The following is a 20,695-nucleotide window of genomic DNA, read 5'->3' on the forward strand; positions in this document are numbered from 1 at the left end:
TTATTTTCTGACCAGAAGTCGAAGTGAATCAATGCTCGCGAAACATATCGGACGCATGAGAAAATCCACGATTGTCCACACTGTCGCCCTCGCCGGGGGTCTGCTGCTCGCGCCCGCCGTGGTGTCGGCGCATCCGCATATTTTCGTGGAAGCGCGCCTGGAGGTTCTGGCCGGGCCGGACGGCAACGTGCAGGAATTGCGCAACGTCTGGCGCTTCGATGAGGTGTTCTCCTCCTCCGTGCTGATGGACTTTGACAAGAACACCAATCTGAAGCTCGATCCCGACGAGCTGAAGGAAGTCGGCAAGACGGTGCGCGATTCCCTCGCCGAGTACGAGTATTACACGAACCTGACGCTCAACGGCAAAACGATCAAGGTGGCCAAGCCTGACGTCATCAATGTCGATTATCGCGATGGTCAGCTTCTGATGTTCTTCGCCGTCAAGCCGTCCGAGCCGATGCCGCTGACGAAGGGCAATAAGCTCAGCTTCGGCATCTACGACCCGACACTCTACACATCGATCGACTTCCCGACCGACAAGGAACTGGTGACGGAGGGCGACGCCTTCAAAAGCTGCACGCACCAGGTCGTCCGCCCCAATCCGGACGAAGTCATCGCCGAAAACAAGACGACATTGACGGATGCCTTCTTCAACGATCCGACGGGAACGACCATGTCGAAGCTCTTCGCAACGCGGATAGACGTCCAATGCTGATTTCGAAACCATGGCGGTTGCTTCCAGTGGCAATGCTTGCCCTTCTCGCGGCAGCGGGGCTCGCGCATGCCACGGGATCCCCGCTGGGCATCGGCACGGCCGAACCGAGCTTCCAGCCGACGGGCGGCCCGCTGGCGCCCATCTTCCTTTATGTGAATTACGAGCAGCAGGCTTTCTACCGGGCTCTCACCAAATCGATCGAAGCGATGCGCCAGGACCCCTGGCAACTCTGGACGCTGATCGGTCTCTCCTTCGCCTATGGCATCTTCCACGCGGCCGGCCCCGGCCACGGCAAGGCGGTCATCTCCTCCTACATGGTCGCCAATGAAATCGAGCTGAAGCGCGGCGTCGCCATCTCGTTCGTCTCCGCGCTCATCCAGGGCGTCGTCGCAGTCCTCGTGGTCGGAGCCGCTTATTTCGTCCTGCGCGGCTCCGGCATCACCATGACGATGGCCACCAACGCCATGGAGATCGCGAGCTTCGTCATGGTCATCCTGTTCGGCGGCTGGCTTCTGTTTCGCAAGCTGCGCACGATGATCCGCAACAGGGCACAGTACCGCAAGGTCCAGCTGGCGACCTCCGCGGGCCCGATCGGCCTGGCGCTTTTCGAAGACGCCGCAACCGGCACGGGCCCCGCCAGAAGCCTTTCCCGCAGCCGCGCAGCTGCCATGCCTGCCGCCGACGGCTATCAATGCTATGACCCCGCTCACGCGACAGGCGACGGCGCCTTCTGCGAGACCTGTGGCCATGCGCATCTTCCCGATCCGAAAATGCTGTCGAACGAGCAGTTCAGCGCCCGTGAAGCAGTGTCGGCGATCATCGCTGTGGGTTTGCGGCCTTGCTCCGGCGCGCTGCTGGTCATGACCTTTTCGATGCTGAACGGTCTCTATCTCGGCGGGCTGCTATCGGTGCTCGCCATGTCGATCGGCACGGCGCTCACCGTCTCGCTGCTTGCCATCATCGCCGTTTTCGCGAAGGGTACCGCCGTGCGTTTCGCCGGCCGCGGTTCGAAGCTTTCGACATGGGTCGGCGATGGCATCGAAATTTTCGGTGCCTTGCTGGTCATCTGCACCGGCGTCATCCTCCTCGGCGCCTCGTTGCAGACCTGACGGGAACCGAACCTACAGGCCCTTGCGCCTTTGATAGCGAGCCCTGAGCCAGAACACGAAGAAGAAGGCCAGGATGACCAATACGCCGAAGCCGGTGCCGAGCCATGGCGAAATCGTTCCGAGCCAGACGATGACGTTCGGCATGAGATAGAGCACGGCTGTTGCGACCAGCAGAATAATACCGGCGGCGATCGCCGCCGAACGGGTGTCGCTTTTTCTGTCCGTCAAATCGCCGATCCCTAGCGCGCCGTGAAATGTTTCGGCGAAGGCTTAGGCCAGCCGCCGATGAAAGGCAACGGTCCCAGAGCAATTCCAGCAAAAGTGCGCTGCGGCTTTCCGTCCGAAATTGCGTAAAAACAATAGCATAGAGCGGTAAAGCGATCCCATGAAACGCTTTACCGCGCTGTCCGTCAGAGTTGCACTTTGGCGCCCGCAACCGTCGCCTCGATATGATCGACCAGCGCATCGGCCAGGCCGAGCCGCCCGGCAAGCAGATCGAGATAGCCGCGCTCGGCCCTGGAATCCGGCTCGATTGCGAGGCGCGAGGCCGTGTAGACCTGCACTCGCTGCTCCTCGGTCTGCGCCGAGGCGACGATGGCGTCGAGATCGACGGGGTTGGCAAGCTCGCGCTGGAAGAAGGCTTCCGCCTCGGAGCCGACGCCGGCCTCCTGCACCTTGCCGAGAATGCGCTGACGCTCCGCGTCATCGATATGGCCATCAGCGCGGGCAGCTGCGATCATTGCCCGGACCAGGGAGAGCGCAAAATCATTGCTCGCGACTGCAGGTGCAGTGCTGAAGCCGGAGTTCGACGGCGGCGGCAGGAATTGCGGCTCGGCCTGCGGAACCGATTGCGGCGCCGGCTGCGGCTGATTGCCGTCCCTATAATTCTTGTAGGCCTGATAGCCGAGCCCGGCGATAGCGGCGAGGCCGCCGAGTGCCAGCGCATTGCCGGCGACCTGGCGCCCGGTTTTCGTGCCGAGCAGCACGCCTGCGATGGCGCTGGTCGCCATCGGGTTATCCCTGGCGAGATTGATTGCCTGGGTTGCCTTGTCTTTCACGCTTCCTTGCATTCCTGGAACCTGCGACCCCAGGAATTGGTCAAGAAGCTTGCGGGCGTCGATCATCTGAATGGTCCTCCGTCCTTTTGATGGTGAAAGGGAGATAGGAAGCGCAACCGCAAATACAAATCCGCGACAAAGAAAAAGGCGCGCATGAAGCCATGCACGCCTTTGAAATCGATGGGAGAGAAATCGTTCAGCCCTTGAGGGCTGCGGCCTCGGCTGCGAGCTTGGTGATCCCGGCCCAATCGCCGGCCATAACCAGCTCTTTCGGCGCGACCCACGAGCCGCCGACGCAGATGACGTTCGGCAGCGACAGATAATCATGCGCGTTCTTCAGCGAGACGCCGCCGGTCGGGCAGAAGAGCGTGCCTGATAGCGGCGAGGACAGAGCCTTGAGATAGGCGGCACCGCCGGCCTGTTCGGCCGGGAAGAACTTCAGCACTGTGTAGCCCTCCTCGCGCAGGGCCATGACCTCGCTTGCCGTGGCAGCGCCCGGCAGCAGCGGCACATGCGAGGCGCGGGCGGCATCGAGAAGCTCCTGCGTCGTGCCGGGGCTGACGATGAACTTGGAACCGGCTTCGACGGCCGCGTCCCACTGGGCGACGTTCAGGATCGTGCCGGCACCGACTTCGGCGCCCTCCACCTCTTCGGCGACGGCGCGGATGGCGTCGAGCGCGCCGGCGGTCCGCAGCGTGATCTCGATTGCCTTCAGGCCGCCGGCAACCAGCGCCCGGGCAAGCGGAACGGCCGATTTCGCATCATCGACGATCAGCACGGGAACGACCGGCTGCAATTTCAGAACGGAAAGAAGCTTCTTGGTTTTCTCGCCCATGGTCGGTGCGCTCCCTTAAAACGATTGAAATCCGGCCTTCGAATAGCCTTCCCGAAGGTGCTTGTCGAGACAAAAGCTCGCGTTAGATACGACGGGTAGGAAATCGCCAGAACTTGCTATAGTCTACTCTGATCTGTGCCGGTGGAGCATGTCAAACGCATGGCAAAAGAGATCGAGCGGAAGTTTCTGGTGCGCGGCGATCACTGGCGTGATTTCGTCTCCGAGAAGCTTATCCTGAGACAAGGCTATATCGCCTCCATGGACGATCGTTCAGTGCGCATAAGGCTGACGAACGACAAAACGGCGACCCTGACGATCAAGATCGGCAGGTCGTTGACGCGTGACGAATTCGAGTATGAAATCCCTATCCCCGACGCGGAGGAATTGCTGGGAACGGCAATCGGCCTTGTCATCGAGAAGACCCGCCACAAGGTGCCTTTCAAGGGATTTGTCTGGGAAGTGGATGTCTTCCGCGGCGCCCATCGCGGCCTTGTGATCGCTGAGGTCGAGATGGAGGACGAAAGCGATGCTCCGGAACTGCCGGACTGGATCGGCCGCGAGGTGACCGGCGAATACCGCTATTCCAACCAGGCCCTCGCGACGCAGTTCGAACAGGAATACGATGAGCTATCGCATACGGCCTGACCGGCCCCTTGATGACGAGGTGCAAAGGGTCGCCGCGCATCAACTCGGCAAGGCGATGGCCGTCCTGACGGACCGACCGCAAGGCCTGCACGAAGCAGTGCATGCCGCCCGCAAGAACATCAAGCGCGTGCGCGGCCTTTATCGGTTGATCGCCCCGCGCGCGCGCGAATTTCAGCAGCAGGAGAATGACAGGCTTCGGGACATGGCCCGTACGCTCTCAGGCGTGCGTGACGCCACGGCGCTGATCGAGGTCAGCCACTATCTGCAGGCGACTGCGACGTCCGAGGACGAGCTTCACGCACTCGCTCGCGTCACCGAGGTCCTGACAACCCGGCGTGACCGCTTGTCAGAGGCAGAGACCGACCTTGAGGACAAGGCACAGGCGGCAATCGCCACCTGTGGCGAAGCGATCCAGGCGCTGAAAGGTGCCTCCTTCGAGAGCGGCCGGCGCGACACCGCCCGCCTTTTCCAGAAAAGCTGGCGCAGGAACGGCGACAAGGCCATGCAGGCACTCTCCGAATGCCAGGGCGAAGCTGCCCATGCGGAGAGCTTTCACGACCTGCGCAAACGCAGCCAGGACTGCTGGATGCACCATATGCTGCTGCGGGATGTCTGGCCGGCGGCCATGCATGCCAAGCAACTCGAGGCCAAGGCATTGGTCGACGTACTCGGCCGCTATCTCGACCTGTCGATACTATCCGGCGTCGCGGACCGCGAGCCGCATCTTTTCAATGGAAGCGACGACCGCGCACGTTTGCTGGAAGCGATCATCTCCCGTCAGCAGACTGCTCGCGAGGAAGCGCTGAACAGGGGCCGCTGGGTCTTTGCCGACAAGCCGGAGCGCGAGGCGCGAACGATCAAGCGACTTTGGCTAGAGATGGCGGAATGAAGCATTTGCTACGACATTATGCCGATCACGCAGGGCTTCCGTGTAAATCCTGATTGCCTGCTGACGCACAAAATTGTATTTCCCCCGCATGACAGACATCCTTTCCAGCCCACGGCATGAGGCGACCGGCGCATTCCTCGTTGCGGCGCTCTACCATTTCGTTTCCTTTCCGCGCTTCGAAAGCCTGCAGGAGCCGCTGCTTGCGCTCTGCGAGGCAAACCGCGTCAAGGGCACGCTGCTGCTCGCGCACGAGGGGATCAACGGCACCATCGCCGGCACGGATGCCGCCATTGGCACCGTGCTCGGCTTCCTGCGGGCGCAGCCGGAATTTTCCGGCCTGGAGCACAAGGAAAGCCGTGCGTCGAAAATGCCTTTCGTGCGCATGAAGGTGAAGCTCAAGAAGGAGATCGTCACCATGGGCGTCGAAGATATCGACCCCACCAGGGTCGTCGGCACCTATATCGCGCCGAAGGACTGGAACGCGCTGATCTCCGATCCCGATACCATCGTCATCGATACCCGCAACGATTACGAGACGGCCATCGGCGTCTTCAAGGGCGCGGTCGACCCGAAGACGAAGACCTTCCGCGAATTCCCCGAATGGGTGCGCCAGAATACCGGCCTGCACAACAAGCCGAAGATCGCCATGTACTGCACCGGCGGCATCCGCTGCGAAAAGGCGACCGCCTTCATGAAACAGCAGGGCTTCGACGAGGTGTTCCATCTCAAGGGCGGCATCCTGAAGTATCTGGAGGAAGTGTCGCCGGAAGAGAGCCTGTGGGAAGGCGCGTGCTTCGTCTTCGACGAACGCGTCTCCGTCGAGCATGGCCTGAAAGAGGGCAATCACAAGCTCTGTCACGCCTGCCGCCAGCCGATCACCGCGGAAGAAGTGACATCGCCCTTCTACGAAGCGGGCGTCTCCTGCAGCCATTGCTATCATCAGCGTAGCGAGGAAGATCGCGAGCGCTATCGCGAAAGGCAGCGGCAGATCGCGCTCGCCCGCAAGCGCGGGCAGGAGCATATCGGCGGCTGACGATCTCAGGCGGCGGCGACACACTCTTCATCGAGGGCAGTCGCCATCTGCGCGGCAAGGCGCTTGCTGATTTCGGCCTCCGGCATAGGCTTTCCGTAGAAATAGCCCTGCAACTCGTCGCAGCCGAAGCCCTGCAGCGCCCATCCCTGCTCTTCCGTCTCGATGCCTTCGGCGGTGACGGGAATGTCGAGCGAGCGGGCCAGCGCCACCGTCGCCTGCAACATCTCGCGGGCGCTGCTGTCCTCCAGTATATTCATCGTCATCGAGCGATCGATCTTGATGCGATCGAAACCGAATTGGCGCAGATAGCCGATGGAGGAAAAACCAGATCCGAAGTCGTCGAGGGCCACCTTGACGCCAAGCGCCTTCAGCCGCTCGATCGACCGGCGGGTGCGCTCCGGATTTTGAATGATGTAGCCCTCGGTGATCTCCAGCGTAACGCGATCGGCTTCGATGGCCGCGCTGTTCAGAACGTTGCGAACATAGTCGGCGAATGCGGGATTGCGGAATTGCCCCGGCGAGACGTTGACGGCGATCCGCAGGTCCGGCCAGCGCCGTGCCGCCTCGCAAGCCTTGCGCAGGACCAGCAGCCCCAGCGCCTCGATCAAGCCGCTGGTTTCGGCAACGGGAACGAAGTCATCGGGCGGAACCGGCCCATGACCGGGCCGGTTCCATCGCACGAGCGCCTCGACACCGATCATGTCGCAGCTCGACGCATCCACCAGCGGCTGATAGGCGACGGTCAGCTCCTCCATTTCGATCGCGCGGCGCAGATCGAGCTCCAGGGCGTTGCGTTCCTCGCGATGGGCGTCCATGGCCGTCTCATAGCAGGTCATGCGGGCGCGGCCGGCTTCCTTGGCCTTGTACATGGCAAGGTCGGCGCGACGCACCAGCTCCTCGCGGTCGATCCGACCTTCCGGTGAGCTGGCGATACCGATGCTGGCACCGACCACCACCACCCGCCGGCCGATTTCCAAAGGCTCCGAAAGAAAATCCAGTACCTGTTCCGCCAGCCGCAGCGCCGGCGCATCGTTGAGCTCCCGGGTCGGAAAGGCAATGGCGAATTCATCGCCGCCGAGCCGCGCCAGTGCCGCATGGGGCGGAACGAGCACGCCCAGGCCTGCAGCCACAGCGCGAATGAGCTGATCGCCGGTGCCATGCCCATAGGAATCGTTGATTTCCTTGAAGCCGTCGAGATCGAGATAGAGAAGCAGAACATTGCCGCCGTCGCCGCGCGCCTGCTCGACCAGGCGGTCCACATCGAGGCGCAGCCCTTCGCGATTGAGAAGGCCGCTCAAGCGATCCCGAAGAGAGCCCTGTCGCGCCTGGACCTCCTCCGCGCGCAACCGGCGCCCCGCCAGCGATCCCAGAATGAGCAGCACGACGAAGAACAGCCCGACCAGACCGAGCGCGCCGAGCACCAGCGGACGGACCTGTTGATAACTGAGGTCACCCGGTTGGCGCGAATTCCAGATCAGCCGTCCCAGCGACATGCCGAGCGGATCGACTATGGAAACGGCATAGCGCACGACGGTATCCGGCGGCACCAGCTTGAGACCGCTGATGACATAGGTATTGGACAGCATCGTGATCCTGGCGGCATCGAGATAACGCACGAGGATCAGGTAGCGCCGCTGGCCTTCGGGCACGGGAATACGGCCGGATCTTTCCCGGATCGTCGCGGCCGCGGCAGCGGCAATGCCGTTGCTGGTCATGATATAGCCGCCCGCTTCGGGCACTCCGGTCACACGCGTCATCCGGGCCTGGTCGACCAGAGCCCAAACGGCGGTGCCGAGAATGCCCTCGATTCCCTCCGTCACCAACTCCCCATCGTGATAGGCGACGATCGGCTTGTTGTTGTCATCGACGATGACGGCGATATCGAACAGGGCGCCATTGGAGGATATGTCGCCGTAATTGCCGGCGATCCAGCCTTGCTCGTCCTTCCCGTAGATACTTCTCGCGGCATCATTGCGAGCGGAGTGATCGTGCAGCGTCGCCTCGAGCTGTCCTTGAAAGGTCTTGAGCGCGCCGACCGTCGTTTCCCAGGAGCGTTCGTCGTCCAGCTTATTGGAGTAATCGGCGACGCGACCGATCGCGGTAAGCACCATCAGGGTCACTACGGCAACGACTACTGCGAAAGAAATCAAAACGGCCGTCACGATGGAATGACGACCGATGTGCGTACCTCGCCTTAATGACTGTAAAATTGCGCCCAACGCCTTTTCTCCTTGGCATGGAAGTCTGCCGTCAGGTCTTCAACAAACGGTTAAGGCGAGTTCGAGATCCCTACAGGACGGAGTTATATGTCTGTCGCTGGCGATAGAATTCACGCCTCTGTGCAAATCGCCTCCGCGAACCGGCTGAGACTGGTCTGCAACAGGCCGCTTTCGCGCGCCTGCGACAGAATTGCCGCCTGCGCCTCATCGCCCTTGCCAGCGATCGGTAAACGCAAAAAGGCATCCGACACGATGCGTAGCGACATGGTCTGCAGCACGTCGGCAAGTTGTTCCAGCACAAGGTCGCCGCGATGAGAGGCATGCGCGAACATCAGCGGCTTGAACGGCACCTCGTCGCGCGACACCAGCCAGTCCAGCGCATTCTTGAATCCGCCGGGAATGCCATGGGCATATTCGGGGCTGGAGACGATCAAGCCATCGGCTTCGCCGATCTTCCCGGCGAATTTTGCGACGACAGGCGGCGTCCTCTCGCCCTCGTCATCCGGACTGAAGATCGGCAGGCCGGCGATCAGATCGCAGATTTCGATGGTGATGCCCTCTGGGCATGCGAGCCGCAGGGCTTCCAGCAGCCGACGGCTGGCCGAAGCCTGCCGCTGGCTGCCGCAGAGTGCATAAAGGAAAAGCGGGCGCGAGCTCATGCGCTAGACCTAACAGGCTCCACCGATTCGGACGATAGCTACCCTCTCTTTGAGGGGGAGGGTCGGACCAGTGGTCAGGGGTGGGGCGACCATTGCGGACACCGGAGGTCACCCCCACCCGCGCGTTCCGTGCGACCTCCCCCCAAGGGGAGGCAGAACCGCATCAATCCGCCTTGTGGTTGCCCTTCGGGAATTGGGCGGCGAGCTCCCGGTACCATTTGCCGCTTTTCTTCACCGTGCGCACTTGCGTCTCGTAATCGACATGCACGAGGCCGAAGCGCATGCGATAACCCTCAGCCCATTCGAAATTGTCCATCAGGCTCCAGGCGAAATAGCCGCGCATCGGATAGCCGTCCTTGATGAGATCGGCGACGATGCCGAGATGCTCGATGTAGTAATCGAGACGCGGCTGATCATCGATCTCGCCTTTGACGATCCCCATGTTGTAGCAGGCGCCGTTCTCGGTGATGTAGCACTCCGGCAGCTCGTAGCGCTTGTTGAGATCCTCGACGACGTGCTTCAGGCCCGGCGCGTAGATTTCCCAGCCGATATCGGTCTTCACGTCGCTGACCGGCGGCGCTTCCTTCGTCCATGGGAAATCGCCGCTCTTGGAAGCGTCGTCGAAGACGCGCATCGGCATGTAGTAGTTCAGGCCCCACCAATCGAGCTTCTGGTTGATGGTCTTGAGGTCGCCATCCTCGATGACAGGCATACGGTCGCCGAGCGCCCCGACGAAATCCTTCGGATACTCGCCCTTGAAGATCGGATCGAAGAAGGCGCCGTTGTGGAACTGATGGGCGCGCTCGACCGCAGCCAGATCTTCGGGACGGTCAGAACCCGGCAGGATGGAGGCTGCGTTGAGCACGATACCAACAGGCACCTTCGGCGCCACGGAACGGATCGCCTCGACGCCGAGACCGTGGGCCAGGTTCATATAGTGCATGGCGTAGAGTGCCGCCTGCATGTTGCGCTCGCCCGGCGCATGGACGCCGTAGAGGTGGCTCAGCCAGACGATGCACCACGGCTCATTGAAGGTGGCGACGGAATCCAGACGGTCGCCGAGGCGTGCCATGACGGTCTTGGCGTAGCGCTGGAAGGCATGCGCAGTCGACCGCGCCGTCCAGCCGCCGTCGCCGGCAAGCGTCAGCGGCAGATCCCAATGATAGAGCGTCGCGAAGGTCTTGATACCGCGGGCCTTGCAGCCGTCGACGAGACGATCGTAGAAATCGAGGCCTGCCTCGTTCACCGGGCCGGTGCCGTCGGGGATGATGCGCGGCCAGGCGATCGAGAAGCGATAGGCTTCGACGCCCATCTCCTTGATCAGATCGAGATCCTCCTCCAGCCGGTTATAGTGATCGCAGGCGACATCGCCATTCTGGCGCTGAAAGACGCGGCCGGGCATGTTGGCGAAGGCGTCCCATATCGAGGGCTTGCGGCCATCCGCCTTGGTGGCGCCTTCGATCTGGAAAGCGGCGGTGGCGACGCCGAACGTGAAATCGCCGGGGAAGCGATCGGCAAGAAGCTTCGGATCGATCATGATGAAAATCCCGTCTGTTATAGGCTTCGTTGGCTGCGGTTTAGCCAAGCCGCGTGACAAAGTACAGTGCCGATATCAAAGAGCTGCAACGTTACAGTCTCTGAAAATGCGAGCCGGCTACCGGTTTTTCGGAAGATTGCTCCGACTGGCGCCAGAGCCTTTCGGGTGGTCCGATAACATCAATGTCAACAGTCGTGACTTGTGTTTTCACCCTGGATCAATTGAGGGTAGCAGTCATTTCCCAAACGGAAGGACCGAAATGCTCCCTGTGCTCCACTCTCTCCACCCTTATCTGCTGAGCCTCCTGCGCATCGTCTCGTCGCTCGTGCTGTTCAGCTATGGAACGCAGAAGATCCTGCATTTTCCCGCCGCTCAAAACGTGCCATCCGCCTGGTCCTTGCCGTGGATTGCCGGTCTGCTCGAGCTTGTCCTCGGCTTTCTCGTTCTGATCGGCTTCCAGACACGGATCGCTTCCTTCGTGCTGTCAGGCCTGATGGCTTTCGCTTATTTCCTGCGCCATGCGCCGCAGAGCTTCTATCCCGCGCAAAACGGCGGCGTCTCCGCCATTCTCTTCTGCTTCATCTTCCTGTTTCTCGTCGGCGCCGGCAGCGGTCCGTTCAGTGTCGACGCGCTGACAAAGCGCAAGCAGGAACTCGCCGCCTGAACTGCGATTTCTCCATGAGTTCGAGGCGGCCTACGCCGCCTCGAACAAGAAGCTCGAACCCTACAGCTTGATCCAGGCGCCATTGCGCTTCGAGGAGGCAACGCAAGCCTCGACGAAAGCAACACCCTTCACGCCGTCATCGACGGTCGGATAGATCACGGCGGGATCGACGGCCACACCCTTCTTGCGGGCGTTGATGGCGCGCGCCGCCTCGGTGTAGATCGTGGCGAAGGCTTCGAGATAGCCTTCCGGATGGCCGGACGGGATACGCGAAACACGGGCCGCAGCAGCTCCCGAGCCGGCGCCATTGCGGGTAATCAGCCGCTTTTGCTCGCCGAACGGCGTGTACCAGAGATAGTTCGGATCCGCCTGCGTCCATTCGAGGCCGCCCTTGGTGCCATAGACGCGGAGCTTCAGGCCGTTCTCATGACCCGGCGCCACCTGGCTGCACCAGAGCATGCCCTTGGCCGGCTTTTCCGAACCCTTGGCCTTAAAACGCAGCAGCAGATGGGCATTATCATCTAGACGTCGGCCTTCGACGAAGCTGTCGAGATCGGCAGCAAGGCTGTCGAGTTCCAGGCCGGTAACGAAGGAGGCTAGATTATAGGCATGCGTGCCGATATCGCCGGTGGAACCGCCAGCGCCGGACTGTGAGGGATCGGTGCGCCAGGCCGCCTGCTTCTGGCCCGACTGCTCGATATTCTCCGTCAGCCAGTCCTGCGGATATTCCGCCTGCACGATGCGGATATCGCCGAGCTCGCCATTGGCGATCATCTCGCGCGCCTGCCGGATCATCGGATAGCCGGTGTAGTTGTGCGTGAGGATGAAGAGCGCGCCGCTCTCGTCGGCCACCTTCTTCAGCTTCTTGGCATCGGCAAGATTGGATGTCAGCGGCTTGTCGCAGATGACGTGGATGCCGCGCCTCAGGAATTCCTTGGCGGCATCGTAATGGACATGGTTCGGCGTCACGATCGAAACAGCCTCGATGCCGTTCTTCAGCTTGGCTTCGCGGATCGCCATGTCACGATAGCTGGAATAGGTGCGGGTCGGATCCAGCCCGAGATCGCGCCCGGAAGCAATGGCCTTTTCCGGCGAGGACGACAGCGCGCCGGCGACGAGATCGAATTGATCGTCAATGCGTGCGGCGATGCGATGCACCGCGCCGATGAAGGCGCCAGCCCCTCCGCCCACCATGCCAAGCCGAATGCGCGGCTGCCGCGTCTGTTCCGATGATCCTTCGATTGCCATAAGGCTCCTCCTCAATGAAATGAATTGTTTGAACACGATCGCTTGCCGCAATCGTCCCCTCTCCCCGCCTGCGGGGAGAGGGTTAGGCTGAGGGGCTACCGCGGGTCCGGCAAAATCTGCCGTCGCGATGGATATCGAGAAGGCCCCTCATCCGTCCTCTCTCGGCTTCGCCCCGCTCAACCGTTCGAGTCCACCTTCTCCCCGCTTTGCAGGGCGAAGGGGCTTGATTAGAGCCCCAACATGCGCCGGTTGGCTGCCTGATCCGTGCCGCTGCCGGCGAAGTCGTCGAAGGCCTTCTCGGTCACCCGGATGATATGCGCCTTGACGAACTCGGCGCCTTCGCGTGCGCCGTCCTCGGGATGCTTCAGCGCGCATTCCCATTCGACCACGGCCCAGCCGTCGAAATTGTTGGCGGTCATCTTCGAGAAAACAGCGCCGAAATCGACCTGGCCATCGCCGAGCGAACGGAAGCGGCCGGCGCGCTCGACCCAGCCCTGATAGCCGCCATAAACACCCTGACGTCCGGTCGGATTGAATTCCGCGTCCTTGACGTGGAACATCTTGATCCGGTCCTTGTAGATGTCGATGTTGTCGAGATAGTCGAGGCACTGCAGGACGTAGTGCGAGGGGTCATAGAGCATGTTGGCGCGCGGATGGTTCTTCACGCGCTCCAGGAACATCTCGAAGGTGATGCCGTCATGCAGGTCTTCACCGGGATGTATTTCGTAGCAGACGTCGACGCCGTTTTCGTCGGCATGGTTGAGGATCGGCGTCCAGCGGCGCGCAAGCTCTTCGAAAGCGGTTTCGACGAGACCGGCCGGGCGCTGCGGCCAGGGATAGATGAAGGGCCAGGCGAGCGCGCCTGAGAAGGTGGCGTGCGCCTTGATGCCGAGATGCTTCGAGGCCGTCAGCGCCATCTTCACCTGCTCGACAGCCCATTCCTGCCGCGCCTTGGGATTGCCGCGCACCTCCGGCGCCGCAAAGCCGTCGAAAGCCTCGTCATAGGCCGGGTGGACAGCGACGAGCTGGCCTTGCAGATGGGTCGAAAGCTCCGTCACTTCGACGCCGTTCGAACGGGCAACGCCGGCGAATTCGTCGCAATAGTCCTTGGACGTGGCCGCCTTCTTCAGGTCGATGAGCTGGCCGGCCCAGGTCGGAACCTGTACGCCGACATAGCCGGCATCGGCCGCCCATTTGGTGATCGAATCCCATGAGTTGAACGGCGCCGCATCGCCTGCGAACTGGCCGAGAAACAGGCCGGGGCCCTTGATCGTCTTCATCCGTAATTCCTCCCTAATCGCGTTCTGTAAACGTTTCCGAAGCCTTTCGAACCTCTATTCGAGGTGGTTTTGACACCGTTACCTCAAAAAACATAGGGTCGTTTGGCTGAAAGTCGAATGCCTCGTGACCTAATCACGGCCCGCCGCCGACGGCAAGAGGTACGTGCCGCAAAAATCGCCGCCCAGTGCGAAACGAAGCGGCAGCTGCATAGAAAACGCCCGCCGGAACCGGCGGGCGCATCCGTTCAAATCAACCGATCAGAAGGGTGAATCGGCGAAGTAGAAATCCTTGGCATTGTCCTTGGTGACCAGGGTCGCATCCAGGATGTAATTGCCGCGAACCGGAACCTGATTGTAGAAGTTGGCGGCGGTCAGCTCCATGGCCGTCCCGACCATTGCCGGTGGGTAAAGCACGTCGACCGGGATCAGCTTGTCGCCGTCCATGACCTTCTTGACCATGTCCTTCGAGCCGGCGCCGGCGATGACATACTTGATGTCGGTGCGCTTGGCCTGATCGATCGCCTGCAGCACGCCGACGGCCATGTCGTCATCCTGGCACCAGACCACGTCGATCTTCGGGAACTTCGTCAGATAATCCTGCATGACCTTGAAGGCGTCGTCTCGATTCCAGTTGCCGTATTGGCGGTCGAGAACCTTGACGTTCGAGCCGGCAATACCCTTGTCGAAACCGTCCTGGCGCTGCTGATCGATCGGGATCGGCAGACCGCGGATGACGACGACCTGAGCGTCCGGCGTATTCTTCTTGATATATTCGCCGGCGGTCTGGCCGAGCGCCGGATTGTTGCCGGCGACATAGAGGTCGCGGACGGAATTGTCGTTGTTGCTCGGCGCACGGTCGACAAGCGTCACGAACTTGCCCTTGTCCTTCACTTCCTTGATGGCGTTGACGAGAGGATCAGGGTCCGAAGGCAGGATCACGAGCGCATCGATGCCCTGGGTCTCAAGGTCCTGCACGGCATTCGCCTGGCTTGCCGCATCCGGCGAGGTCTTGACGATGACGGTGAGCCCCGGATGCTCCGCCATCAGCAGCTTGGCGACACGCTCGGCATGAAAGACGACGCCCGAGGTCCAGCCATGATCCGCCGCCGGAATGGAAACGCCGATCGTCACCTTCTTGTCCTCGGCATGCACCGTGCCGGCCAGAGCGGCGAGCACGACGGCCAGACCAATTAGTCTTTTACGCATGATTTATCCTCCCAGATAGAAACAGGGCCTTGTCCTGATGACCGGGCGCCCCTTGACCCGGTTATTCATGATTTGCGAGCAAGCGAGCGCTGAACCAGCATGGCGATGATGATGATCGCGCCCTGGATGGCACTCAGCAGATACTCGCTGATGAAATTGGAAAGCAGCATGATATTGCCGACCAGCTCGAGGATGAAGGCGCCGCAGATCGTACCCCACACCCTGCCCGCACCGCCCTTCAGCGCCGTGCCGCCCACGACGACGGCGGTGATCGCCTGCAACTCCCAGAGGATACCCGTCGTTGCCGAGGTGGAGCCAAGCCGTGGCACGTAGAGAAGCACGGCAATCGCCACACACAGACCCTGGATAACGAAGGCGACGGTGCGGACGCGATTGACCGCCACGCCGGAATAACGCGCAACGTCGCGGCTGGAGCCGACGGCGATGACATGCCGCCCGTAACGGGTGCGATAAAGAATGAAGGCCGCGACGCAGGTGACGACAAGGATGACCACGATCGGCACCGGCACACCGAGAACGGAGCCGTAATAGGCGGGCTTGTAGAGCGCCTGCAGATTCGCCGGGCGCAAGGTGATCGCGCCGCCCTGCGACAGCCAGGTCGTCAAGCCGCGGTAGACGCCCATTGTGCCCAGGGTCGCGATGAAAGGTTCGATCTTGCCCATGGTCGTGATCAGGCCATTGGCCAGGCCGCACAGGACACCGGCGATGATCGAGAACAATACCGCGGCCGCCAACATCAGGCTGGGATCGGCGATGACGCCCGAGTTCATAAAGAGGATCATCAGGCTCGCGACGAAGGCGACCATCGCACCAACGGACAAATCGAGATCGCCGGCCGAAATGACGAAGGTTGCCCCCACCGCGATGATCGCAATAAAGGCGCATCTCGTCGCGACATTGGTAAGATTGGTCATGCCGATGAAATTCGGATTGACCAATGCGCCCACGATCAGAAGCAGCACCAGCGCCGCAAACGGTGCGACTGCCCGCAGATCGACATCCCGCCAGGATCGGCCCCGTCTGCCTGTCTTCTCGCCGCTATCCTCGCCCACGCTCATATCCAAAACCAACCTCCCGTCCCATTATTGCTGGGAATTCACCCATGCCTTCGCCGCCCGTTCAGGCGGCCGTCTTTTTCTTCAGGCCCGCCGCATACCGCATGATTTCCTGCTCGGAGATCTCTTCGCCCTCGAGCACGCCGACGATCCGGCCCTCTCGCATCACGGCAACCCTGGTGCACAGCCCGATGACCTCAGGCATCTCCGACGAAACCACGATGATCGAATGGCCGTCGCGCGCCAGCGCCGAAATGAAATGATAGATCTGCTGCTTCGTGCCGACGTCGATGCCGCGGGTCGGCTCGTCGATGATGATGATCTGCGGCTCGGTCTCCATGACCTTTGCCAGCAGCAGCTTCTGTTGATTGCCGCCTGACATGCGGCCGGCGACGATATTTCCATCGCGGACACGGATATCGAAGCGACGGCGCGCCCGCGCCAAGGCGTTCGCCTCGCTCGTGGCGCTGAGATAGCCGAACTTGCCGTGCCGATCGAGAGATTGCAGGGTAAGGTTCGCCGTCATGCCTGAGTTCAGAAGCAGGCCCTTGGATTTGCGGTCCTTGGTCATATAGGCAAGACCGGCGTCGATCGCGGCATGCACATCATGCGGCGGCACGGGTTGCCCATTGGCGATGACTTCACCGGCGGCACGCGAGCGCAGACCGACGATCGCCTCCATCAATTCGGTACGCCCGGATCCGATCATACCGGAAAAGCCGAGTATCTCGCCCTTGCGCAGCTCGAAGCTCGCATCGCGGACATAGCCCGTCGAAACGGAATTCACGGCGAGCACGACCTTCTCATCGACATCGGGCTCGTTCTTGGCAGGATAGAGGCTGGAGAGTTCGCGCCCGACCATCAATTGCGCAATCGATTCACCGTCGAGCAGTGAAGTCGGCGATGTCTTTACCCACTGGCCGTCGCGCAAGATCGTGACCCGGTCCGTCAATTCCATGACCTCGTCGAGCTTATGGGACACGAAGACGAAACTCGTCCCCTGGTCGCGGAGCTTGCGGACCTGCTTGAACAGGAAATTGGTTTCCTCCCGCGACAGCACGGCGGTCGGCTCGTCCATGAAGACGATCCTCGCATCGCGGCTGATCGCCTTGGCGATCTCCACCATCTGCTTGTCGGCGATCGAAAGCGTGCCGATCAGGGCATTCTCGTCGACATGCGAACCGAGGAGATCAAGCACGCGCCGCGTCTCGGCGCGCATATGCTTGCGGTCGAGCACGCCGAAACGCGTGACCTCGCGGCCGAGAAACAGGCTCTCGGTCACGGTCAGATGTTCGGCGAGATTGAATTCCTGGTGGATGATGACGATGCCGAGCGCTTCGGCGGCGCCATTCGGCGGCAGCTTCACCGGCTGGCCGTCGAGCAGGATTTCGCCGGAGCTCGGCTGCTCGAAACCTGAGAGAACCTTGACCAGCGTCGACTTGCCGGCGCCGTTTTCGCCCATGAGCGCATGGATTTCGCCGGCGCGGAGATCGAAGTTGACGCTGAACAGCACCTGCACGCCGCTGAAGGATTTGCAGATTCGCCTCGCGGACAGCACAACTGCACCGTCGACGGCCTCCGAACTCATGGCTTCCTCCCTTGCGGCTCCACCCGCTTTCCATGCTATGTAAACCTTTACATATAACGTGTAAAGGTTTACATCTTTGGATATTGCACAATTTTTCGCGGTCGCCTTTGACCTCCACGGAAGTCTGTGTAGTGTCCGGTGCGAGACGAGACCCAAGGCAGAGCGCAGTGTCGAATTCCACGCCCGCAACCATCGAAGACGTCGCCCGAATTGCCAATGTTTCGATCGCAACGGTCTCGCGGGCAATCCATATGCCGGAGAAAGTCGCCAACTCGACGCGGCTGAAGGTCAACCAGGCGATCGCAGTCACCGGTTATACGACCAATGCCATGGCGCGCAGCCTTCGGCTCGGCCGCTCGAACATGATTCTGGTGGTCGCACCTGACATCGGCGACCCCAATTTCTCTAATATTCTCATCGGGCTGGAGAACGAGGCGCGTTCGCACGGCTACGGCATTCTGATCGGCCACACGCAGAACGATGCCCAGCGCGGGCTGGAATATCTGAAATTCCTGAATTCCAACCAGGCGGCGGGTCTGATCCTGTTCACCGGCATCCTGCCCTTCGGACATCAAACGATGACGGCACGGCTGCCGCCGAGCGTCGGCGTCTTCGAGCCGGTCTTCAATGGCGGCATCCCCTATGTCGGCGTCGACGACATCGCGGGAGCCCGCAAGGCCGTCGACCTCTTGATCGCCGAAGGCCACCGGAAGATCGCCTTCATCGGCGATTCCCGTACCCGCCTCGCCTACAGCCGGCGGCGCATGGGCTATGAGGCGGGGATGGATGCCGCTGATATCAGCGCCAATCTCCGCATCGTTTTCGAAGGCGACGGCACCATCGAGAGCGGCCGGCTGGCCGTCGAGCAGCTTTTCATGCGCGACACGCTGCCGACAGCCTTCATGTGCGTCAACGATCAGACTGCGATCGGCGTTATGATCGGCCTCAAGGCGCGCGGTTACGACATTCCCGGGGATTTTTCGGTGACCGGCTTCGACGACGTGCCGCAAGCCGTGTTCATGACGCCGTCGCTGACGACGATCCGCCAGCCGCGCACCGCCATCGGCAAGCATGCCATGGCGCTTCTCCTCGAACTCTTGTCCGACGGCCAGCCGGCCGAGACGGAAATTCTGCTCCGGCCGGATCTGGTGGTACGCAATTCGGTCTCGGCGCCGTCGCGTATCAGGCGATAGGAATGCGAAGCGATGCCGCTCGGCAGGATCACTCTTTATGTCCGCGATGTGGAGGCGACGATCGGCTTTTACGAGAGGCATTTTGGGTTCAAGCCGCTCCGGCAGGAGGGCGATCGGATTGTCGAGCTGCTGGCGCAGGATGGTGGCGCCAATCTGATGATCCATCTCGCAGGAAAGGCTCAAAAGATGGGCCAGGTGCTGGTGAAACTGGGCTTCGACGTGGAAGATGTCGAAGCCTTCCGCGCCAAATGCGCTGCCGAGGGACTTGAATTCGGACCTCTGCATCAGGCCGACGGCTATGTGTTCGCCAATGCCAAGGATCCCTCTGGAAATCCCATAGCTATTTCCAGCCGCGCATTCAGGCGGTAGCCCGAGAGGCGATGAGTGATCGCCTCTCGGATGTCGTCGATCAAACGTAGCGGTTGACGATATTCTCAAGCAGTTCCTGCTTGCCGGATTTCGGCTGTGGATTGATATCCTTGGCCTCGACCCACTGGGCGATCTGATCGAGCGAATATTCGCCGCGAAGCAGCTTCTGGCCTTCGGCCGAATCCCAGCCGGCGTATCGGTCAGCGAGCGGCTTGGAGAGCGCCTTGTCCTCGATCATCTTAGCGGCGGCCTTGAGACCACGGGCGCAGCAATCCATGCCGCCGATATGGCCGATCAGCAGGTCTTCCGGATCGAGCGACTGACGGCGCAGCTTCGAGTCGAAGTTGGTGCCGCCCGACTTGAAGCCGCCGCCTGCCAGGACCTGATAGTAGGCGAGCGTCATTTCCGGAACATTGTTCGGGAACTGGTCGGTATCCCAGCCGGACTGGTAGTCGTTGCGGTTCATGTCGATCGAGCCGAAGATGCCGAGCGCGTTGGCAAGTGCCAGTTCATGCTCAAAGGAATGGCCGGCGAGGATCGCATGGCCCTGCTCGATATTGACCTTCACTTCGTTTTCGAGGCCGTTCTTCTTCAGGAAGCCGTAGACCGTCGCGACGTCATAATCGTACTGATGCTTGGTCGGCTCCTGCGGCTTCGGCTCGATCAGGATCGTGCCCTTGAAGCCGATCTTGTGCTTGTATTCGACCACGAGGTTGAGGAAGCGGCCCATCTGGTCCAGCTCGCGCGACAGATCGGTATTGAGCAGGGTTTCATAGCCTTCGCGGCCGCCCCAGAGCACATAGTTCTCGCCGCCGAGCTTGTGAGTCGCGTCCATGCAGGTCTTCACGGTCGCAGCCGAGAAGGCGAAGACATCCGGATCCGGATTGGTGGCAGCGCCCGACATGAAGCGGCGGTTGGAGAAAAGGTTAGCCGTACCCCACAGCAGCTTGACGCCGGTATCGGCCTGCTTCTGGGCGAAGTAATCGACGATCTCATTGAGGTTCTTGGTGTTCTCGGCGAAATTCTTGCCTTCCGGACGCACGTCTGCATCGTGGAAGCAGTAATAGGGCGAGCCAAGCAGGGTAAAGAATTCGAAGGCGACATCGGCCTTCAGCTTGGCGGCTTCCATCGTGTCGTTGAACCAGGGGCGAAGGAAGGTCTGGCCGCCGAAGGGATCGCCGCCCGGCCAGGTGAAGGTGTGCCAATAGGCGACGGCAAAGCGCAGATGGTCTTCCATGCGCTTGCCGGCAACAACCTCGTCCTTGTTGTAGTGGCGGAAGGCCAGCGGATTGGTGCTGTCGGGGCCTTCATATTTTACCTTGCTGATGTCGCCGAAAAATCCGGTGCTCATGATCTATCTCCTTGGGTTGGT

General features: G+C 61.2%; 20 protein-coding genes. 8 read left to right on the forward strand and 12 right to left on the reverse strand.

Going from position 1 to position 20,695, the window contains the following annotated elements:
* The first annotated feature begins 55 nt into the window (after nucleotides 1–55).
* Both GA0061101_RS08710 and GA0061101_RS08715 read left to right on the forward strand, forming a co-directional pair.
* Nucleotides 56–715, forward strand: a complete 660-nt coding sequence (locus tag GA0061101_RS08710; RefSeq protein ID WP_037196581.1) for a DUF1007 family protein — start codon at nucleotides 56–58, stop codon at nucleotides 713–715.
* Entirely contained in the window at nucleotides 709–1,824 is a 1,116-nt protein-coding gene (locus tag GA0061101_RS08715) for a nickel/cobalt transporter (protein WP_047555299.1), read from the forward strand. Before GA0061101_RS08710 ends, GA0061101_RS08715 begins: the two co-directional genes overlap by 7 nt.
* Before the next feature lie 12 nt (nucleotides 1,825–1,836).
* Here GA0061101_RS08715 and GA0061101_RS08720 read toward each other — a convergent pair whose 3' ends face one another.
* The 3 genes from GA0061101_RS08720 to GA0061101_RS08730 form a co-directional block, all read right to left on the reverse strand.
* Nucleotides 1,837–2,052 (reverse strand): hypothetical protein, encoded by a 216-nt coding sequence (locus GA0061101_RS08720; protein WP_034505356.1) that lies wholly within the window; start codon nucleotides 2,050–2,052, stop codon nucleotides 1,837–1,839.
* A gap of 182 nt (nucleotides 2,053–2,234) precedes the next feature.
* Nucleotides 2,235–2,948 (reverse strand): tellurite resistance TerB family protein, encoded by a 714-nt coding sequence (locus GA0061101_RS08725; RefSeq protein WP_047555298.1) that lies wholly within the window; start codon nucleotides 2,946–2,948, stop codon nucleotides 2,235–2,237.
* Between the two features lie 130 nt (nucleotides 2,949–3,078).
* Nucleotides 3,079–3,717, reverse strand: a complete 639-nt coding sequence (locus GA0061101_RS08730; RefSeq protein WP_037196320.1) for a 2-dehydro-3-deoxy-phosphogluconate aldolase — start codon at nucleotides 3,715–3,717, stop codon at nucleotides 3,079–3,081.
* A 159-nt stretch (nucleotides 3,718–3,876) separates the two neighbouring features.
* On the opposite strand from GA0061101_RS08730, the gene GA0061101_RS08735 reads away from it, so the two are divergent.
* The 3 genes from GA0061101_RS08735 to trhO all read left to right on the forward strand — a co-directional run bounded on the left by GA0061101_RS08735 (nucleotide 3,877) and on the right by trhO (nucleotide 6,284).
* Nucleotides 3,877–4,362 carry a CYTH domain-containing protein gene (locus GA0061101_RS08735; RefSeq protein WP_037196580.1) on the forward strand — a complete coding sequence of 162 codons (486 nt, stop codon included), beginning with the start codon at nucleotides 3,877–3,879 and terminating at the stop codon, nucleotides 4,360–4,362.
* Nucleotides 4,340–5,251, forward strand: coding sequence for a CHAD domain-containing protein (locus GA0061101_RS08740; RefSeq protein ID WP_037196319.1), 912 nt, complete (start codon nucleotides 4,340–4,342; stop codon nucleotides 5,249–5,251). The genes GA0061101_RS08735 and GA0061101_RS08740 overlap by 23 nt, the downstream gene beginning before the upstream one ends.
* An 88-nt stretch (nucleotides 5,252–5,339) precedes the next feature.
* The gene (gene trhO, locus GA0061101_RS08745; protein WP_047638992.1) at nucleotides 5,340–6,284 is read left to right on the forward strand and encodes an oxygen-dependent tRNA uridine(34) hydroxylase TrhO; all 945 of its coding nucleotides are present in this window, start codon (nucleotides 5,340–5,342) and stop codon (nucleotides 6,282–6,284) included.
* Nucleotides 6,285–6,289: 5 nt separating this feature from the next.
* Here trhO and GA0061101_RS08750 read toward each other — a convergent pair whose 3' ends face one another.
* The 3 genes from GA0061101_RS08750 to GA0061101_RS08760 all read right to left on the reverse strand — a co-directional run bounded on the left by GA0061101_RS08750 (nucleotide 6,290) and on the right by GA0061101_RS08760 (nucleotide 10,699).
* Nucleotides 6,290–8,503, reverse strand: coding sequence for a bifunctional diguanylate cyclase/phosphodiesterase (locus GA0061101_RS08750; protein WP_037196316.1), 2,214 nt, complete (start codon nucleotides 8,501–8,503; stop codon nucleotides 6,290–6,292).
* 110 nt (nucleotides 8,504–8,613) lie between these two features.
* Nucleotides 8,614–9,162: an NADPH-dependent FMN reductase gene (locus GA0061101_RS08755; RefSeq protein ID WP_037196314.1), complete on the reverse strand. Its 549-nt coding sequence runs from the start codon at nucleotides 9,160–9,162 to the stop codon at nucleotides 8,614–8,616.
* Between the two features lie 163 nt (nucleotides 9,163–9,325).
* The gene (locus tag GA0061101_RS08760) at nucleotides 9,326–10,699 is read right to left on the reverse strand and encodes a GH1 family beta-glucosidase (protein ID WP_037196312.1); all 1,374 of its coding nucleotides are present in this window, start codon (nucleotides 10,697–10,699) and stop codon (nucleotides 9,326–9,328) included.
* A gap of 259 nt (nucleotides 10,700–10,958) precedes the next feature.
* Between GA0061101_RS08760 and GA0061101_RS08765 the strand changes: the two genes are divergently transcribed.
* Nucleotides 10,959–11,363 (forward strand): DoxX family protein, encoded by a 405-nt coding sequence (locus GA0061101_RS08765; RefSeq protein WP_037196311.1) that lies wholly within the window; start codon nucleotides 10,959–10,961, stop codon nucleotides 11,361–11,363.
* A 60-nt stretch (nucleotides 11,364–11,423) separates the two neighbouring features.
* Here the strand turns inward: GA0061101_RS08765 and GA0061101_RS08770 are convergent, their stop codons facing one another.
* The 5 genes from GA0061101_RS08770 to GA0061101_RS08790 all read right to left on the reverse strand — a co-directional run bounded on the left by GA0061101_RS08770 (nucleotide 11,424) and on the right by GA0061101_RS08790 (nucleotide 17,761).
* Entirely contained in the window at nucleotides 11,424–12,611 is a 1,188-nt protein-coding gene (locus tag GA0061101_RS08770; protein WP_037196310.1) for a Gfo/Idh/MocA family protein, read from the reverse strand.
* Nucleotides 12,612–12,838: 227 nt separating this feature from the next.
* A complete protein-coding gene (locus GA0061101_RS08775; protein WP_037196309.1) occupies nucleotides 12,839–13,891 on the reverse strand; it encodes a sugar phosphate isomerase/epimerase family protein in 1,053 nt (350 codons plus the stop codon).
* A gap of 258 nt (nucleotides 13,892–14,149) precedes the next feature.
* Nucleotides 14,150–15,097, reverse strand: coding sequence for a substrate-binding domain-containing protein (locus GA0061101_RS08780; RefSeq protein WP_037196308.1), 948 nt, complete (start codon nucleotides 15,095–15,097; stop codon nucleotides 14,150–14,152).
* 65 nt (nucleotides 15,098–15,162) lie between these two features.
* Nucleotides 15,163–16,176 (reverse strand): ABC transporter permease, encoded by a 1,014-nt coding sequence (locus GA0061101_RS08785; RefSeq protein ID WP_037196579.1) that lies wholly within the window; start codon nucleotides 16,174–16,176, stop codon nucleotides 15,163–15,165.
* A 61-nt stretch (nucleotides 16,177–16,237) separates the two neighbouring features.
* Nucleotides 16,238–17,761, reverse strand: a complete 1,524-nt coding sequence (locus GA0061101_RS08790; RefSeq protein ID WP_092573478.1) for a sugar ABC transporter ATP-binding protein — start codon at nucleotides 17,759–17,761, stop codon at nucleotides 16,238–16,240.
* Nucleotides 17,762–17,928: 167 nt separating this feature from the next.
* On the opposite strand from GA0061101_RS08790, the gene GA0061101_RS08795 reads away from it, so the two are divergent.
* Nucleotides 17,929–18,954 (forward strand): LacI family DNA-binding transcriptional regulator, encoded by a 1,026-nt coding sequence (locus GA0061101_RS08795; RefSeq protein ID WP_037196305.1) that lies wholly within the window; start codon nucleotides 17,929–17,931, stop codon nucleotides 18,952–18,954.
* A 12-nt stretch (nucleotides 18,955–18,966) separates the two neighbouring features.
* The gene (locus GA0061101_RS08800) at nucleotides 18,967–19,323 is read left to right on the forward strand and encodes a VOC family protein (protein WP_047555289.1); all 357 of its coding nucleotides are present in this window, start codon (nucleotides 18,967–18,969) and stop codon (nucleotides 19,321–19,323) included.
* 40 nt (nucleotides 19,324–19,363) lie between these two features.
* Here GA0061101_RS08800 and xylA read toward each other — a convergent pair whose 3' ends face one another.
* Nucleotides 19,364–20,674 (reverse strand): xylose isomerase, encoded by a 1,311-nt coding sequence (gene xylA, locus GA0061101_RS08805; protein WP_047555288.1) that lies wholly within the window; start codon nucleotides 20,672–20,674, stop codon nucleotides 19,364–19,366.
* Nucleotides 20,675–20,695 lie beyond the last annotated feature (21 nt).

This window comes from Martinezella lusitana (genome assembly GCF_900094565.1).
Lineage (GTDB): Bacteria > Pseudomonadota > Alphaproteobacteria > Rhizobiales > Rhizobiaceae > Rhizobium > Rhizobium lusitanum.

What these genes read in the sequence shown, in the direction of transcription:
- GA0061101_RS08770 (WP_037196310.1), bottom strand. Translation starts at nt 12,611, where the DNA reads ATGGCAATCGAAGGATCATCGGAACAGACGCGGCAGCCGCGCATTCGG.
- GA0061101_RS08775 (WP_037196309.1), bottom strand. Translation starts at nt 13,891, where the DNA reads ATGAAGACGATCAAGGGCCCCGGCCTGTTTCTCGGCCAGTTCGCAGGC.
- GA0061101_RS08755 (WP_037196314.1), bottom strand. Translation starts at nt 9,162, where the DNA reads ATGAGCTCGCGCCCGCTTTTCCTTTATGCACTCTGCGGCAGCCAGCGG.
- GA0061101_RS08710 (WP_037196581.1), top strand. Translation starts at nt 56, where the DNA reads ATGAGAAAATCCACGATTGTCCACACTGTCGCCCTCGCCGGGGGTCTG.
- GA0061101_RS08735 (WP_037196580.1), top strand. Translation starts at nt 3,877, where the DNA reads ATGGCAAAAGAGATCGAGCGGAAGTTTCTGGTGCGCGGCGATCACTGG.
- GA0061101_RS08780 (WP_037196308.1), bottom strand. Translation starts at nt 15,097, where the DNA reads ATGCGTAAAAGACTAATTGGTCTGGCCGTCGTGCTCGCCGCTCTGGCC.
- GA0061101_RS08730 (WP_037196320.1), bottom strand. Translation starts at nt 3,717, where the DNA reads ATGGGCGAGAAAACCAAGAAGCTTCTTTCCGTTCTGAAATTGCAGCCG.
- GA0061101_RS08800 (WP_047555289.1), top strand. Translation starts at nt 18,967, where the DNA reads ATGCCGCTCGGCAGGATCACTCTTTATGTCCGCGATGTGGAGGCGACG.
- GA0061101_RS08725 (WP_047555298.1), bottom strand. Translation starts at nt 2,948, where the DNA reads ATGATCGACGCCCGCAAGCTTCTTGACCAATTCCTGGGGTCGCAGGTT.
- GA0061101_RS08760 (WP_037196312.1), bottom strand. Translation starts at nt 10,699, where the DNA reads ATGATCGATCCGAAGCTTCTTGCCGATCGCTTCCCCGGCGATTTCACG.
- GA0061101_RS08765 (WP_037196311.1), top strand. Translation starts at nt 10,959, where the DNA reads ATGCTCCCTGTGCTCCACTCTCTCCACCCTTATCTGCTGAGCCTCCTG.
- GA0061101_RS08740 (WP_037196319.1), top strand. Translation starts at nt 4,340, where the DNA reads ATGAGCTATCGCATACGGCCTGACCGGCCCCTTGATGACGAGGTGCAA.
- GA0061101_RS08790 (WP_092573478.1), bottom strand. Translation starts at nt 17,761, where the DNA reads ATGAGTTCGGAGGCCGTCGACGGTGCAGTTGTGCTGTCCGCGAGGCGA.
- trhO (WP_047638992.1), top strand. Translation starts at nt 5,340, where the DNA reads ATGACAGACATCCTTTCCAGCCCACGGCATGAGGCGACCGGCGCATTC.
- GA0061101_RS08715 (WP_047555299.1), top strand. Translation starts at nt 709, where the DNA reads ATGCTGATTTCGAAACCATGGCGGTTGCTTCCAGTGGCAATGCTTGCC.
- xylA (WP_047555288.1), bottom strand. Translation starts at nt 20,674, where the DNA reads ATGAGCACCGGATTTTTCGGCGACATCAGCAAGGTAAAATATGAAGGC.
- GA0061101_RS08785 (WP_037196579.1), bottom strand. Translation starts at nt 16,176, where the DNA reads ATGAGCGTGGGCGAGGATAGCGGCGAGAAGACAGGCAGACGGGGCCGA.